This is a genomic window from Psychromarinibacter halotolerans (assembly GCF_029168315.1).
GTDB lineage: Bacteria > Pseudomonadota > Alphaproteobacteria > Rhodobacterales > Rhodobacteraceae > Psychromarinibacter > Psychromarinibacter halotolerans.
In genome coordinates this window covers 95,846-109,955 of record NZ_JARGYD010000006.1, presented here as the reverse complement: position 1 = coordinate 109,955, position 14,110 = coordinate 95,846, and the positions used below count along the sequence as shown (strand labels likewise).

Sequence of the window (14,110 nt, the reverse complement as noted above, 5' to 3'; positions counted from 1 at the left end):
CAAACATCACGGCAGCAAACTCAATTTTTTGTATGCCCACCAAATAGTTAACTGGATTTTCTCGAAATCTAAAAATGTCAGAATTGTGATTTTTGACAACTATAACAAGAATCTTCTTGTCACCTTTTTCGGGCGACTCCTACGATTTGTAGTTAAGGCCTCAACACCACTCAGGAACTCCGGACGACCTAGTACCAGTAACCAGCCCATTGGAGGTATGTAATGCCGACGATCAGTCTATCCGATCTATACTCGTTCGACGGAGGGCTTGTGACCCTCAATATCGGTGGAACAAATACAGTCCTTCTTTCTGACCTCACCCTTGTCTCCCCGTCCGATCTGAATGATGACGACCTTGTCCTTGACCAAACCGACGATGGTGTCACCACACTGAACGGCACAACCATTGACTACATCGGCAATGGTACCGCCAGTCTTCTTGGACTCGACCCGCGCGATGTTATCGCCTTCGACTCCGGCGGGACGACCTACTTTTACTTCCCCGACGGCCAACCCGTCGGCGCTGGCCTGTCTCTGACGATCGGGATCGACAGCACCGGCAGCGCGGTTGTCTGCTTTGCCGAAGGCGCGGGCATCGCGACCCCCGGCGGCGATGTCGCCGTCGAAGCTTTGTCAGTCGGCGACGACATCCTGACCGCCGAAGGACGGTCCGTCGCTGTAAGGTGGGTCGGCCGCATGAGCCTGCAACGTCGGATGCTGTCCGGCGCGAAAGAGATCGTGAAGATCACGGCCGGCGCGCTTGGCGGCGGCCTGCCCAAGCGCGATCTTCGCGTGACCGCTGACCACGGCATGGTGATCGACGGGCATGTCGTGAACGCCGCCGCTCTGCTGGACGTCCCCGGCGTCGATTGGGCCCCGCTGGCCGAGCTTCCCGAGGATGTGGTCGTGTACCACATCGAGACGGATGCCCACGACGTGATCCTTGCCGAGGGCGCCCCGTCCGAGACATTCATCGACGCCGCCGAACGCAAGCTGTTCGACAACTACGATGAGTACATGTCGCTTTACGGCTGCGAGCGGATGTTCCCCGAGATCGCGCTTCCGCGCATCGCCTCGTCGCGGCTCCTCCCCGCGTCGATCAAGGCCAAGCTGGGCGTCGTCGAAGAAGACGCCCGCGACGCCGACCTGGTCGTGTTCGGCTAAAGCGAAAAACGGGCGCGCCGCCGCAAGGCGCGCCCGACCTCAACGACCCCAAAGACCCCCGACACCGCGTCCCCGCACCGGTGCTGCAGGCCGCAAAGCCCCCCTTGATCGAAACCAATGTGGCAAAGTTGGACAACGCCCGCCGAAACTTGGCGCTTTGGACGACGGCAGGCACCTGAACGGCATTAACTGTCGGCTGGCTTTCGCCGGAAAATCCTCTCCCGAGTTTTGCGCTTTGTCGCAAGGATGCTCATGCCCCCGGTTCGATCCCGGCCAACAAGGCTACGCTGTCGCGGCCTCACGACGGACCACCAAAGCCAAAGGAAAGGCTTTGCGCATTATTATCAGCCACTTAGCCAGATAATCCGGGCAACTTTCGGCCAACGGACGCGCCCGTCGCCTGCCCCGGTGGGTGCCGTCCGCGCCTGAATTCCAGATCTGGATTTCGACCGCGTCTGCCGCCCTCGGAAACCGCGCCCGACTCGGGATTCGTTTAGGTAACACCTACAATATCCAGAGATCGGTTTAATTGTGCGGTTATGTTTCAGAGCCCATACTACCTAAGATTGTGGCCTTTTGCCTTTTTTTGGCCACAAGGCCGCACATTCCCGCCGCAAACATATACTTAAGTACAAATTCGCCCCCAGAATGCACTTACATTCCGTAAGTACCCTGAATCGCGACCTAGAGATCGAGGCATCGACGTTCTAATTTGCCCTCATTGAGAGGGGTAAGGAAACGTTATGCAAATCGATACCAGCGTGCCGCTGCAACGCAGAGCTTCATTGATTTGGCCGGTGGCTGAACTGGGCTTTTTCGCCCTTATGGTCGTCATCGCTTATATCGGCTGATTAGCCAGAGCGCGCCGTCACTCGGCGGCGCGCTCCATTGCCGGGCGGATCCGTTCTTCGATCACCCGCTGGGTCACAGGACCCGCAAACCTCAGAACCACATTGCCATCGCCGTCCAGCACGAAGGTCTCGGGCACGCCGTATACGCCCCAGTCCAGCGCGGTCCGGCCGCCGTCGGCCATCACGCCGGCATAGGGGTTGCCCAGCTCTTCCAGGAAGCCCAGCGCCTTGGCGGGGTCGTCCTTGTAGTTGATGCCGTAGATCGGCACGCCCTCGGCGGCCAGCGCCTCGAGGTTGGGGTGTTCCACCCGGCACGGGGCGCACCAGCTGGCCCAGTAGTTCACCAGCTTCACGCCGGGCATGGCCAGCGTGTCCGCGTCGAACCCGGGCAGCGGTTCCAGCGGCGTCACCGTCAGCGTGGGCGCGGCCTGCCCCTCGATGCTGGACGGCAGCGCGTCGGGGTCGTCGCGGTTCATGCCCAGCAGGAACAGCGCGGCAAGCCCCGCGAACAGGACGGGCGGCAGAAGGATCAGCGGCTTAACCATTGCTGCGCCGCGCCTCCGCCGCTGCAAGCCGCCGCTTCATGCGCCGCCACTGCACCACGCTCAGCGCCACGACGCCCAGCAACAACAACAGGCTGATGCCATAGGCCGACAGCACGGTGCCGGCGTATTTGCCAAGCTCGGGTATCATCCCATCCTCTCGCGCATTTCCAGCATGTGAAGGCGGCGGCGGCGGATCTCGGTCTGCGTGCGCAGCAGCACCAGCGCCAGAAACAGCAGCACGAAGCCCGCGATGGCCACCAAGGCGGGGTACCAGAACACGTCGGCGACGTTCTCTTCGGCGTCCAGCGACAGCGACGCGCCCTGATGCAGGCCCTGGTTCCAGAAGTTGACGGCATAGCGGCTGAGGATCGCGAAGACCGACCCCACAAGACACAGGACCGAGGTCAGGTCAGCCGCAGTGTCCGGGTTCTCGATCGCGGCCCACAGCGCCATGTAGCCAAGGTAGAACAGGAACAGGATCAGGAACGAGGTCAGGCGCGGATCCCACGCCCACCACGTCCCCCACATCGGCTGCCCCCAGATCGCCCCGGTGAACAGCGCGATCAGCGTGAAGGTCACCCCCACCGGCGCGGCGGCCTTGGCGGCAAGCGCCGAGACATGGTGGCGGCGCACGATCCAGACCAGCGAGGCGACCAGCATCATCGCCCACGCGTTGATCGCCATCATCGCGGCGGGGACGTGCAGGTAGAAGATCTTGACCGTCGATCCCTGCCGGTAATCGTCAGGGGTGAAGAAAAAGCCCCAGACCAGTCCGGTGGCAAGGCACAGCGCGGCCAGCCCCCCGATCCACGGTAGAAGCTTCTGCGAGGTCGTCATGAACCTGACGGGGTTGGCGTATTCCCAGATCGACATGGGCAGCAGGATTACTGACCTTCCCGGCGGGCAACAAGCCCCGGCGGACCCCGCTACCGCGTCCTGTGGTAACGTCTTGGACAACCGTGGGGCTACAGCATCGCCGCCGCGCGTTGTGCCCGGACCAGACGGGGCAGAACCGACGCCGCCAACAGCGCCGCCACCACCGCGCAGGACGCGATGATCGCCAGCATCGGCACTGCCGTTCCGTCGAAGAACAGCCCCGACACCACGATCATCAATCCGCCCGTCACCATCTGCAGAGTGCCCCCCAGCGACGCGGCAAGGCCTGCGATCTTGCCGTGGGCGTCCAGCGCCATCACCGACACCGTCGGGATCACCAGCCCCAGCCCCGCGTTGCCAAGGAACAGACCGCCCATGATCACCACCAGCCCGCCGCCCGCCGCGACCAGCGACAGCGTGGCCAGCGAAAAGCACAGGAAGGCCCCCACCCCCAGCAGGATGACGCGGGTGATGCCGATGCGCTCGGCCAGCGGTCCGGCGACCTGCGAGGCGCTGAAGAACCCGACGGCGTTGACCGCGAAGGCCAGCGAGAAACCGGTGGGCGACAGGCCGAACTGGTCGACATAGACGAAGGACGCGCTGGCAAGGAACACGAAGAAGCTGGCCATGCCGAAGCCCGCGATAAAGGTCAGCCCCATGAAGGTCGGGTCCGTCAGCAACCGGCGCAGCCCCGCGCCAAGGCTTTTCAGGTTAACCGGCACCCGGCGTTCGGGCGGCAGCGTCTCGGGCAGCGCGCGGGCGGTCAGCACCAGCCCCAGCACGCCCAGCACCGCGAGGATCGCGAAGATGCCGCGCCAGCCGCCAAAGCCCATCACCGCGCTGCCCGCCAGCGGCGCCAGCATCGGCGAGACCGAAATCACCAGCATCACCGTCGCCATCAGCCGCGTGGCCTTGGGCCCGGTGTGCAGGTCGCGCACGATGGCGCGCGGCATCACCATGACCACGGCGCCGCCCATCCCCTGCAAGAAGCGGCAGGCCACCAGCACCGGCAGCGACGGCGCCAGCACGCAGCCGACCGACCCAAGCGCGAAGATGGTCAGCCCGGTGTACAGCGGGCGCTTGCGCCCCGCCTGATCGGCCCAGGGGCCATACACTAGCTGCGATAGCCCGAACGCCAGAAAGAACGCGGTCAGCGTCAGCTGCGTCCCGCTGGCCGAGGCGGACAGATCCGCCGCTATGCCCGGCATCGCCGGCAGGTACATGTCGATGGCAAAGGGGCCAATGGCGGCCAGCATGCCGAGGATAAGGGCGAAACGGTACATCGGGGCGGTCCTTGAAACTTGGTCCCCCCTTAGAAGCAGCGCGACGTTGGGGCAAGCGAAATACATGCGCAAAGCACGTGATTGCCGCCTGTCAGGATTCGTCCACCCATCGCCACGAGCCGTCAGCGGGAACCATGCCCTCGTCCGCCGGGTCCGGGATATCCTTTCCGGGATGCGCCAGACGCGGTTCGTCGTCCGGGAGCTCGGCGGCCTGCCGCGACCAAAGCGACGCATAGCGTCCGTTTGCCGCCAGCAATTCGGCGTGGGTGCCTTCCTCGACGATCTCGCCCTTCACCAACACCACGATGCGGTCGGCATCGGCGATGGTGGACAGGCGGTGCGCGATGGTGACCACCGTGCGCCCCTCGCCCATCGCCTTCAGCTCGGACTGGATGTCGCGTTCGGTCTCGGTGTCCAGCGCACTGGTGGCCTCGTCCAGCAGCAGGATCGGCGGGTTCTTCAGCAGCGTGCGGGCGATGCCGACGCGCTGCTTCTCGCCGCCCGACAGCTTCAGACCGCGCTCGCCCACCTGCGTGTCATAGCCTTCCGGCAGCGAGCGGATGAAGTCATGGATCTTCGCGGCACGCGCGGCGGCCTCGATCTCGTCGCGCGTGGCGTCGGGGCGGCCGTAAGCGATGTTGTACAGGATCGAGTCGTTGAACAGCACCGTGTCCTGCGGCACCACGCCGATCTGCGCGTGCAGGCTTTCCTGCGTGACGGCGCGCAGGTCCTGCCCGTCGATCCGGATCGCCCCGCCGGTGACGTCGTAGAACCGGAACAGCAGCCGTCCGATGGTCGACTTGCCGGACCCGGACGGGCCGACGATGGCCACCGTCTCGCCCGCGCCGACGCGGATCGACACGCCCTTCAGCACCGGGCGCTCGGGGTCATAGCCGAAGCGGACGTCGTCCAGCACAACCTCGCCGCCGGTCACGGCCAGTGGCTTGGCGTCGGGGGCATCCTTCACCTCGGCGGGCTGTTCCAGCAGGTCGAACATCTCGGACATGTCGATCATCGCCTGCCGGATCTCGCGGTAGACGGTGCCGAGGAAGTTCAGCGGCATGGTGATCTGGATCATGTAGGCGTTGACCATGACGAAATCGCCGACCGTCAGGCTGCCGTTCTGCACGCCCACGGCGGCCATGACCATCACGATCACCAGCCCCGCGGTGATCAGCAGCGACTGGCCGAAGTTCAGGAACGCCAGCGAGTACGAGGTCTTCAGCGCCGCTTGTTCATAGCCCGCCATCGCCCCGTCGTACCGTGTCGCCTCGCGGCGCTCGGCGCCGAAGTATTTCACCGTCTCGAAGTTCAGCAGGCTGTCGATCGCCTTCTGGTTCGCGTCGGTGTCCTGATCGTTCATCTGCTTGCGGATCTTCACCCGCCATTCGGTCACCTTGAAGGTGAACCAGATGTACAGACCGATCGTCACGAAAACGACGGCGAGGTACCACATGTCGAAAACCACGGCGAGCACCACCGCGATCAGCAGCAGTTCCAACAGCAGCGGCCCGATCGAGAACAACAGGAAGCGCAGCAGGAACTCGACGCCCTTCACACCGCGTTCGATGATGCGGCTCAGACCGCCGGTCTTGCGGGTGATGTGATAGCGCAGGCTCAGGGCGTGCATGTGCTGGAACGTCTCCAGCGCCAGTTGCCGCAGGGCGCGCTGGCCCACGGCAGCGAAGACGACGTCGCGCAGCTGTTGAAACCCCACGTTCATCAGCCGGGCCATGCCATAGGCCACGGTCAGGCCCACCGCCCCGATCGCCAGCCAGACAGCGGCGTTGTCAGTGTCCCCCGACAAAGAGTCGACGGCGGCCTTGTAGAAGAAAGGCGTGCCCACGGCGATCAGCTTGGCGACCAGCAGCATTAAAAGCGCCACCACCACGCGCCGCTTTACCCACGGCTTGTCGTCCGGCCAAAGGTACGGCGCCACCTTCACCACCACGTTCATCCCGCTGCGGCGGGCTTCGGGGGCATTCCAATCGGTCATTTTGCTAGGTGGCATCGGGCTTCCTTGGCGCGTGGGACAGTCCTACGTAGGTGCCGAAGACGTGATTGACCAGCCCGCACGCCAATAGATGGCCCCCGCAGCCAGCGCACGGGCCCGACCGTAGCATGAACGAAGCCTGACCGCAGGCCATGTCTCACTCGGGGATCGCGAACACCTGTCCGGGATAAATCCAGTGCGGATCGCGGATGCGTTCCTTGTTCGCCTCGAACACGCGCACGTACAGCATCCCGTCGCCATAGCGGGTCGAGGCGATGCCCCACAGCGTATTCCCCGGCTGAACCGTCAGCAGTTCGGGCCGTGGCGCCGAAGCTGTCGCGGTGCCGTCGCCGTCGCCGTCGCCGTCGCCATCGCCGGTGGCATCCCCGTCGCGCGAGGTTTCAAGCGCCGCAAGAAGCTCCGGCTCTTCGCGCTTGAACGGAGTTTCGACCCGCGAGACGACCTCGCCGTCCGCGTCCAACTCGTCGACGCGCAGGGTGTAAAGCCCGGTGTCGATGTCGGGCAGATCCATCGACCACTGGCCGTCGACACCGATCTCGGTGGTCTTGATCGGCCGGTTGTCGAGGTAAAGCCGCACGAAGCCACCGCTGCCGCCGCGCCCGCCGACGGCGACTTCGCCCTCGGGGTCGTAGGTGATCGTGTCGATCTCGACGGTGGGATTGGGCCGGGTTTCGGCGCCGCCGGACTGCAACACGCGGATGCCGGTGTCGTCGGCCAACAGCACGGACGGCGCGGCGGGCACGTCGGGCGCCTCGCCCGCGTCGGGCACCACCGGACCTTCGCCTGCGGCAACCGCCTCGGGCGCGTCAAGCTCGGGCGTCTCGGGCGCTTCGACGGTCTCGACCGGCGCGGTGTCGGTGCCGGGTGCGTCGGCGTCCTCTGCCGTCTCGACAGGGGCAGCGTCGCCATCGGGCGCGTCGGCATCCTGTGCGGTGTCCACCGCCTCGGCGTCGCCCTCGGCCGGGTCGGCGCTATCGGCCGTCTCGGTGTCGGTGTCCGTCCCGTCCGGGATTGCGTCCGTCATTCCGGTCAAACCGTCCACAACGGCGTCCGCAGCGGCTCCGGCCCCGACAGCCAGCCCGCGCGCCACCGTGCCGACAAGATCGCTGTCCCCGGCGCCATCCTCGGTCGCGGCAGCGGGGTCATCGCCGGACATATCGGCCTCGGCCAGTTCGGTCGCCTCGGGCGCATCGGGATCAGCCACATCCGCCGTTTCACCGTCCTGCGCCGGAGGCTCTGCCCCTTCGGGCGCCCCGGCAAATTCAGGCGCGTCGCCTGTCGGCGTGCTGTCATCCGGAACGGGCGCAGTACCGTCCGACGCGGGCGCTTCGGCGACATCCGCGTCGGGCGTGTCGGCATCGGGGTCAGCCCCGTCAGCCTCGGGCAGCCCCGCCACCTCGGGCGCGGCGCCGTTGGGCGCGGGTTGCAGAATCACCGTGGCAGAGGACGGGATCTTGTCCTCTCCCTCTGACTGCATCTCAAGGCTCATCACCCGCGGCACGTCCGCAGGCGGGACCGAGAACATCGACACGAAGTTGCCGTCCGACCCCGCAGGCGTCTTCGACACCTCGACCCCGTCCAGCAGAACCGACACCTCTGCGTTGGGCATCGCGCGGCCCGCGATCAGGGCGTTGCCATCGGCGTCGACGCGGACCACGTCGAACACCGGCGGCTCGGGCGCTGCCGCTTCGGGAAGTTCGGGGGTTTCCGGCACGGTCTCGGGCGCCTCATCCGGCGCGACGTCTGCCACCGTCTCGGGCGCGCTGTCTGACGCGTCGTCAGAGCTTTCGGAAGCGGACGTGTCGGGATCGGGCGTCTCGGCGTCCGGCGCTTCGACCCCCGCGATGTCGCCGTCTGGGCCCGCCTCTGGATCCGCCTCGGGACCGGCAAGCTGCCAGCCGCCATAACCAAGTGCAGCGGCAACCAGCGCAACGATCACAGCACCCGCCGCGCGCCCCCCACCGACCAAAGAACCGATCCTTGTCAGCATTTCTCTCTCCAACACCGCCCGGCACCCCCGTCGGGCGGTTGAGCGATCCTATCAACCCGGCTATCTGTGGTCAAAACCCATTGCTGCGAGGGCTATATCTGGTGTCCGTTCCCCATTCCGTCTGTGTCTTTTGCGGCTCACGCAACGGCGCGAAACCCGAATACGTGCAATCGGCCACCGATCTTGGCCAACAGATGGCCAAGGAAGGCTGGCGTCTGGTCTATGGCGCCGGCGATGTCGGCCTGATGGGCGCGGTGTCGCGCGCGGCGCAGGATGCGGGCGGATCGACCTTCGGGGTGATCCCGGTGCACCTGCTGGCGCGCGAAATGGCGAAGCGCGATCTTGGCAGCTTCATCATCACCGAGAACATGCACGAGCGTAAGAAAGTCATGTTCATGAACTCGGATGCGATCGTCGTGCTGCCCGGCGGCGCCGGATCGCTGGACGAGTTCTTCGAGGTGCTGACATGGCGCCAGCTGACGCTGCACGCCAAGCCCATCTACCTTGTCGATATCGAGGGCTATTGGCAGCCGCTGCTCGCCCTGATCGAACAGACGATCAACGAGGGCTTCGCCGACAAATCGCTGCGGGACTTCTACGTTGTGGTCGACACCGTGGACGAACTGGTCGCGGCCCTGCGCGCCGACCTTTCCTGACGCACCGCCCAGACCGAGTAAATCGCCAGCGCCACCCAGATCATCGGGAAGGCGATGGCGTGCCACTTGGTGAAGGGCTCGGCGAACAGGACCACGGCGACAAGGAATTGCAGCGTCGGGTTCAGGTACTGCACCAGCCCGACGGTCGACAGCCGCACGCGCCGTGCGGCATAGGAAAACAGGATCAGCGGGATCGCGGTCAGCGGTCCTGACACCATCAGCAGCAGGCTGTCCATCCAGTCACGCCCGAAGATGCCCAGCGCGCGCCCCGTCAGACCGGTCCAGCCCTGCGTGTGCACGCCCCACAGCCACAGAATGGCCAGCGGCACCAGCAGCAGAACCTCGACCGACACCGACACCACGGGCCCGGCGTCCACGTATTTCTTGATCGCGCCGTACAGCCCGAACAGCGACGCCAGCCCGATCGAGATCCACGGCGCGGCCCCCAGCCCCCATGTCAGCACAGACACGCCCGCCGCCGCCAGAAGGACCGCGACCGCCTGCGTGCGGTTAAGCTTTTCGCCGAAAAAGACCATGCCCAGCACGACCGACAGCAGCGGCATGATGTAATAGCCCAGCGACGCCTCGGTCACGCGGTCAATTTGTACCGCGTAGATGAACAGCAGCCAGTTGCAGGAAATCAGAAGAGCCGCCGCCGCGATGGCAATCAGCCCGGCGCGGTGCGCCAGCAGCGCCCGAACCTCGGCAAGGCGGCCCTGAATCATCAGAACGAGACCGAAGAACACCAGCGACCAGATCGTGCGATGCGCCAACACTTCCAGCGGCGGAATATGGGCCAGCAGCTTGTAGTAGATGGGCACAAGGCCCCAAAGGATCGACGCGACCGCTACCGCGATCACGCCTTTCGTATCGTCCGACATCGCCGCCTCCGTTTGCGCGCCACAGGCGCATCCGGGGCGGCGATGTCAACCCTTCGCCCGGGGGCGACCCAGCGTCAGGCCAGTTCGGTCGAAAGCATCTGCTCGACCTTGTCGAGCGGATGATTGGTCAGATCTTTCGGGATCTCTGCGATCACCTTGCTGGCGACTTCCTTGTGCAGCTTGTCACGAATCTCGCCCAAGGTTTTCGGAGCCGCGCAGATGACGATCTCGTCGAACCGGCCCTTGTGCGCCTGCTTATACAGGATGTCCGCCAGATCGTCGGCGAAGCGTTCCTTGGCCAGTTCATGCCAGTCGGTGTCGTCCAGCGCAGACCGCTGGCCGACGCCCGTGTCCTGCATACGACCGGGGCGGTTGGCCGACTGTTCGCGGTCCGACGGATTATCCTGCTCTTCGATGCGCACGACGTTCAGGTCGAGGTTTTCCTCGTCCAGATCGTTCCGCAGAAACAGCGCCTTCTCGCCATCGGCGATCAGCACCCATGTGCCTTTACGGATATGGGTCACTACACCTTCTCCTTGTCGCCGCTGCCGTTTTGATCCTGCGCCAGCGGGCGGGTGTTCCCGGCCGAGGTCTCGTCATACCGCTTGCCTTCATCACGGGTGCCGACCTTGCGCTGGATTTCGCCGCCGTTCCGGCCTTGTTCGGTCGGTGCGGGGCTCATTTCTTCGGGCTTCTGGCCGAGGATCTCCTCGGTCTCGCGGTGCCCGTCCTTGGATCTTGCACGCTCTGCCATATCGGTTCCTCCTTTGCTTTGGAGGTCAACGCAGGCCCTTGGCCCCGCGTTCCATGCCCGACCCGGCGTCAGCGTGTTGCAGCCGATCGCGGTCGGCCTGCGCCGCCTTCCGGGCCCAGTCGCGGAACAGGCGGACCTTCGGGTCCTCCCACCGGCTTCGTTCCCCGACAAGACAGACGTCGCCATAGCTGGCCTGACAGGCCAAATCCGGGAAGGGCGCCACAAGCGCGCCGGACTCGAGCTCGTCGCGGCACAGCGCAAGATCGGCCATCACCACCCCGGCCCCAATCACCGCCGCCTTCACCGCCATGTCGAGGTTCGGAAACGTATCGCCCGTTGTCTCGGAAACGCCACTCACCGGGAAGGTCGCCAGCCAGTCGCGCCAGTCGGTGCGCCGCGGCGTGTCGTGAAGAAGCGTGGTGTCGGCCAGCCCCTCTGGCCCCGAAGCGCGCAGGCTTTCTGCCAGCGCGGGGGTGCAGACGGGTGTCATTATCACCGGAAATAACGGCTCGACCGCGATGCGAGCGTCGTTGCGCGGCCAGTTCGAGACCGAAAAGCCGATATCATACTCGGTATTGTCGAACCCCGACGGCGTATGGAAATCGGTCGTCAACCGCACCCGAATGTCCGGGTGGCAGGTGCGGAAGTCGTCCAGACGCGGCATCAGCCACCGCAAAGATGTCGCGGGCGGGCACAGGATGCGAAGCTCCTGCGCATCGCGTGAGATCCGTTCAACACCGGTGGCGATGTCGAAAAACGCGCGTTCCAGCACCGGCTGAAGGTTCCGCCCCGCCTCTGTCAGGGCGACGCCTTTCGCGTGGCGGCGGAACAGCTGAACGCCAAGGTGATCCTCCAACAGCTTGATATGCCGGCTAATCGCGCCGCGCGTGACGTGCAGCTCCTCGGCGGCGGCAATATAGCCTTCGTGGCGGGCGGCGGCCTCGAAAGCACGCAGGGCATTCAGGGGCGGCAGGCGCATGACGGCCTCATGGATCAGGTTTCCTGACCCATACTATCCGATTAAGTGGTTTGCTGCATAGCCCGGTGCCCAGGTATCCCAATGGCACCCAACATAATGAAATGGGATAATGCCATGACAGACGCGATACACCCGCCAACCGCCTTCGCCCGTCTTCTTCGTGCATGGCCGCTCGGATGGCGCAGGAAACCTGCCCCCACCGAAGACCCTTACGCCAATCTGGGCACCCTGCCGCCCTATCTGCTGCGGGACGTGGGCTTTGACACCTGCCCGCAAGAAAGCACGCCCGACGCCACCGTCTGGCGGCGGGAAAACGTGCGGGTGATCCATCACGCAGATCGTCCCGACGCCGACGCGATCCTGTTCGGGCGGTGACACGTAAAAGGCCCCGCGTCATCGGACGCGGGGCCTTGTCGTGCAAAAAGCCGGACCGCCCTAGGCCGCGATCGGGGTCGCCAGCCGGTGCTGGATGACGGCGGGCACCAAACGCGCGGTCGAGATGCGGGGCATGTCGATCTCGGTGATCGTCCGCGCGTCGCCGTACAGCGCCACGTATTCCGCGTAGTTGTCGAAGTTCGCGCGGTCACGCTCATCCACATAGGTTTCCGATGCGGCACCGTTGGCCAACACCACGTCGTGCGCCTCGGTCTCGATGTGGAAATAGGTGAACGCACGCGGCATGTCGGCCCGGTGCACGAAACGGATCGTGCTGTCGTTCACCAGCGCGCCTGCCGTGATCATCAGACCGTCCAGCACCATCGCGTGGTCGGCCGACAGGTACAGATCGCGGTTCGGCAGCCCCTGCCCCAGCGCACCCGCCGAGATCACGACCGGGCACTGCGTCTGTGGCAGGAAAACGTTGTTGTCGATGTGCTGACGGCCGATCCAGCGGATCGCAACCTCGCGCCCGTCGGCGGTGGTGACGCTATCACCGATGCGCAGATCCTCGACCTTGCGGTCGCCCTGCGGCGTCGAGATGCGGGTGCCGGTGACGAAGCAAGTGATGTTGACCGTCACGGTGTCGGTATCGATACCGCCGTAGTCATGTTGCCCCTGAACCGTAAAGACGACCTGCTGCGTGGTGCCGCCATTTGCGACAAGATCGTCGTAGGTAAAGCTCCAGCTCATGGCGCCATCGGTCGAACTGAGGGAGAAGCTGCCAAAGCTGGGCAGGCCGCTCATTACGGTATACTGGCCGTCCCCATTCCCAGTCTGACCATCACGATCAAGGGAATTGTCCCAGTCTCCCGTCAGCGTGACGCTTTCGCCCTCTTCGACGTACACGTTGTAGACAAAGTCGTCTTGCGTTGAGCCTTCGCTCTGGGAACTCGTCGAGTCCGCGCCAGCCATTTCGTTGATTTCAATACCCATCCTGCTCTCTCCTTACGCGTGTTCTTCGGTTGTCAATTTCGGTGTAACGACCCGGGTGCCCCAGCGCGCGCCCTCGATCCGGCGCACCTCGATCACCTTCGCGGGACGGTCGGCGCGCTTTGTCCGCAGGTATCGCACACGGTCGACGGTGTCCGGCAGGTGGGCCTTCAGCCAACGGACCATGTCCGCGCCGGTCTCCTGGCCGTAAGGCATGATCATCTCGACGACCCAGAGGATCGAGCCCGAGCGCCAGTCCGACGGGTCGAGCATCTGCCCGGAGATAAGCTTTGCCTCTGTTTCGGGGTTCAGGAGCGCGAAGGTGAAGGCCGCGCGCGGCGCGCCCTCGTGATAGAAAATCCGCAACTGCCCAAGATCGACCGGCGGCTGCATCGCCCGCCTGAGATCGCTGACCGACCACCGCTGATGCGGAACCGATCGCAGGTATAGAAAAGCCAGGTCGCCGTACTGGCGGATCTGCGCGTCGTCGGGAAATTCGGCCTGAAGGCCGGTCGGGGGCGTTCGCATGTCTGCTCTGTGCTTGCCCTGCCCCGGCAACGCGGTGCGGGCGGAAATAATGTCTTGCAAAGAAACCGAGGCGTCCCGCCGCGCCGCGTATGACACCCTTGGTGTTGCGCGCGCCTGACGAAGGGCCAAACTTGTAACTATCCGCAGTTATTAAGAATTTTAGTTGCAATGTCAATCATTATCATTTTGACCAGCCGCTTGACGCTGCTTCCTTGAAGGCG

15 protein-coding genes are annotated in these 14,110 nt (G+C 64.7%); 3 read left to right on the top strand and 12 right to left on the bottom strand.

The window, feature by feature from the left end:
* Positions 1 to 222 precede the first annotated feature (222 nt).
* On the top strand, positions 223 to 1,164 hold the full coding sequence (locus P1K30_RS15770) for a Hint domain-containing protein (protein ID WP_275633723.1): 942 nt from the start codon (positions 223 to 225) through the stop codon (positions 1,162 to 1,164).
* 868 nt (positions 1,165 to 2,032) lie between these two features.
* Here the strand turns inward: P1K30_RS15770 and P1K30_RS15765 are convergent.
* The 6 genes from P1K30_RS15765 to P1K30_RS15740 all read right to left on the bottom strand — a co-directional run bounded on the left by P1K30_RS15765 (position 2,033) and on the right by P1K30_RS15740 (position 8,723).
* Positions 2,033 to 2,560, bottom strand: coding sequence for a DsbE family thiol:disulfide interchange protein (locus P1K30_RS15765; RefSeq protein ID WP_275633722.1), 528 nt, complete (start codon positions 2,558 to 2,560; stop codon positions 2,033 to 2,035).
* Entirely contained in the window at positions 2,553 to 2,708 is a 156-nt protein-coding gene (gene ccmD, locus P1K30_RS15760; protein WP_275633721.1) for a heme exporter protein CcmD, read from the bottom strand. The genes P1K30_RS15765 and ccmD overlap by 8 nt, the downstream gene beginning before the upstream one ends.
* Positions 2,705 to 3,433 carry a heme ABC transporter permease gene (locus tag P1K30_RS15755; protein ID WP_275633720.1) on the bottom strand — a complete coding sequence of 243 codons (729 nt, stop codon included), beginning with the start codon at positions 3,431 to 3,433 and terminating at the stop codon, positions 2,705 to 2,707. The genes ccmD and P1K30_RS15755 overlap by 4 nt, the downstream gene beginning before the upstream one ends.
* A 92-nt stretch (positions 3,434 to 3,525) precedes the next feature.
* Complete coding sequence (locus P1K30_RS15750; RefSeq protein ID WP_275633719.1) at positions 3,526 to 4,719, bottom strand: multidrug effflux MFS transporter; 1,194 nt, start codon at positions 4,717 to 4,719, stop codon at positions 3,526 to 3,528.
* A gap of 91 nt (positions 4,720 to 4,810) precedes the next feature.
* Complete coding sequence (locus P1K30_RS15745) at positions 4,811 to 6,715, bottom strand: ABCB family ABC transporter ATP-binding protein/permease (protein ID WP_275633718.1); 1,905 nt, start codon at positions 6,713 to 6,715, stop codon at positions 4,811 to 4,813.
* 154 nt (positions 6,716 to 6,869) lie between these two features.
* A complete protein-coding gene (locus P1K30_RS15740; protein WP_275633717.1) occupies positions 6,870 to 8,723 on the bottom strand; it encodes a LysM peptidoglycan-binding domain-containing protein in 1,854 nt (617 codons plus the stop codon).
* Positions 8,724 to 8,824: 101 nt separating this feature from the next.
* Between P1K30_RS15740 and P1K30_RS15735 the strand changes: the two genes are divergently transcribed.
* Positions 8,825 to 9,379 (top strand): LOG family protein, encoded by a 555-nt coding sequence (locus P1K30_RS15735; protein WP_275633716.1) that lies wholly within the window; start codon positions 8,825 to 8,827, stop codon positions 9,377 to 9,379.
* Here the strand turns inward: P1K30_RS15735 and rarD are convergent.
* The 4 genes from rarD to P1K30_RS15715 all read right to left on the bottom strand — a co-directional run bounded on the left by rarD (position 9,319) and on the right by P1K30_RS15715 (position 11,993).
* Positions 9,319 to 10,260, bottom strand: coding sequence for an EamA family transporter RarD (gene rarD / locus P1K30_RS15730; protein ID WP_275633715.1), 942 nt, complete (start codon positions 10,258 to 10,260; stop codon positions 9,319 to 9,321). The genes P1K30_RS15735 and rarD overlap by 61 nt on opposite strands.
* Positions 10,261 to 10,334: 74 nt before the next feature.
* Positions 10,335 to 10,784: a host attachment family protein gene (locus tag P1K30_RS15725; protein ID WP_275633714.1), complete on the bottom strand. Its 450-nt coding sequence runs from the start codon at positions 10,782 to 10,784 to the stop codon at positions 10,335 to 10,337.
* A complete protein-coding gene (locus P1K30_RS15720; protein ID WP_275633713.1) occupies positions 10,784 to 11,014 on the bottom strand; it encodes a hypothetical protein in 231 nt (76 codons plus the stop codon). The genes P1K30_RS15725 and P1K30_RS15720 overlap by 1 nt, the downstream gene beginning before the upstream one ends.
* A gap of 25 nt (positions 11,015 to 11,039) precedes the next feature.
* Positions 11,040 to 11,993, bottom strand: coding sequence for a LysR substrate-binding domain-containing protein (locus P1K30_RS15715; RefSeq protein ID WP_275633712.1), 954 nt, complete (start codon positions 11,991 to 11,993; stop codon positions 11,040 to 11,042).
* A 114-nt stretch (positions 11,994 to 12,107) separates the two neighbouring features.
* On the opposite strand from P1K30_RS15715, the gene P1K30_RS15710 reads away from it, so the two are divergent.
* On the top strand, positions 12,108 to 12,368 hold the full coding sequence (locus tag P1K30_RS15710) for a hypothetical protein (protein ID WP_275633711.1): 261 nt from the start codon (positions 12,108 to 12,110) through the stop codon (positions 12,366 to 12,368).
* A 60-nt stretch (positions 12,369 to 12,428) separates the two neighbouring features.
* Here the strand turns inward: P1K30_RS15710 and P1K30_RS15705 are convergent, their stop codons facing one another.
* Together P1K30_RS15705 and P1K30_RS15700 are read right to left on the bottom strand one after the other, a co-directional pair.
* Positions 12,429 to 13,364, bottom strand: a complete 936-nt coding sequence (locus tag P1K30_RS15705; RefSeq protein ID WP_275633710.1) for a Hint domain-containing protein — start codon at positions 13,362 to 13,364, stop codon at positions 12,429 to 12,431.
* Between the two features lie 12 nt (positions 13,365 to 13,376).
* A complete protein-coding gene (locus P1K30_RS15700; RefSeq protein WP_275633709.1) occupies positions 13,377 to 13,889 on the bottom strand; it encodes a toxin-activating lysine-acyltransferase in 513 nt (170 codons plus the stop codon).
* Positions 13,890 to 14,110 lie beyond the last annotated feature (221 nt).

Excerpts from the sequence above, each read along its gene's own strand:
- P1K30_RS15770 (WP_275633723.1), top strand. The coding sequence starts at position 223 with ATGCCGACGATCAGTCTATCCGATCTATACTCGTTCGACGGAGGGCTT.
- P1K30_RS15765 (WP_275633722.1), bottom strand. The coding sequence starts at position 2,560 with ATGGTTAAGCCGCTGATCCTTCTGCCGCCCGTCCTGTTCGCGGGGCTT.
- ccmD (WP_275633721.1), bottom strand. The coding sequence starts at position 2,708 with ATGATACCCGAGCTTGGCAAATACGCCGGCACCGTGCTGTCGGCCTAT.
- P1K30_RS15755 (WP_275633720.1), bottom strand. The coding sequence starts at position 3,433 with ATGTCGATCTGGGAATACGCCAACCCCGTCAGGTTCATGACGACCTCG.
- P1K30_RS15750 (WP_275633719.1), bottom strand. The coding sequence starts at position 4,719 with ATGTACCGTTTCGCCCTTATCCTCGGCATGCTGGCCGCCATTGGCCCC.
- P1K30_RS15745 (WP_275633718.1), bottom strand. The coding sequence starts at position 6,715 with ATGACCGATTGGAATGCCCCCGAAGCCCGCCGCAGCGGGATGAACGTG.
- P1K30_RS15740 (WP_275633717.1), bottom strand. The coding sequence starts at position 8,723 with ATGCTGACAAGGATCGGTTCTTTGGTCGGTGGGGGGCGCGCGGCGGGT.
- rarD (WP_275633715.1), bottom strand. The coding sequence starts at position 10,260 with ATGTCGGACGATACGAAAGGCGTGATCGCGGTAGCGGTCGCGTCGATC.
- P1K30_RS15720 (WP_275633713.1), bottom strand. The coding sequence starts at position 11,014 with ATGGCAGAGCGTGCAAGATCCAAGGACGGGCACCGCGAGACCGAGGAG.
- P1K30_RS15715 (WP_275633712.1), bottom strand. The coding sequence starts at position 11,993 with ATGCGCCTGCCGCCCCTGAATGCCCTGCGTGCTTTCGAGGCCGCCGCC.
- P1K30_RS15710 (WP_275633711.1), top strand. The coding sequence starts at position 12,108 with ATGACAGACGCGATACACCCGCCAACCGCCTTCGCCCGTCTTCTTCGT.
- P1K30_RS15705 (WP_275633710.1), bottom strand. The coding sequence starts at position 13,364 with ATGGGTATTGAAATCAACGAAATGGCTGGCGCGGACTCGACGAGTTCC.
- P1K30_RS15700 (WP_275633709.1), bottom strand. The coding sequence starts at position 13,889 with ATGCGAACGCCCCCGACCGGCCTTCAGGCCGAATTTCCCGACGACGCG.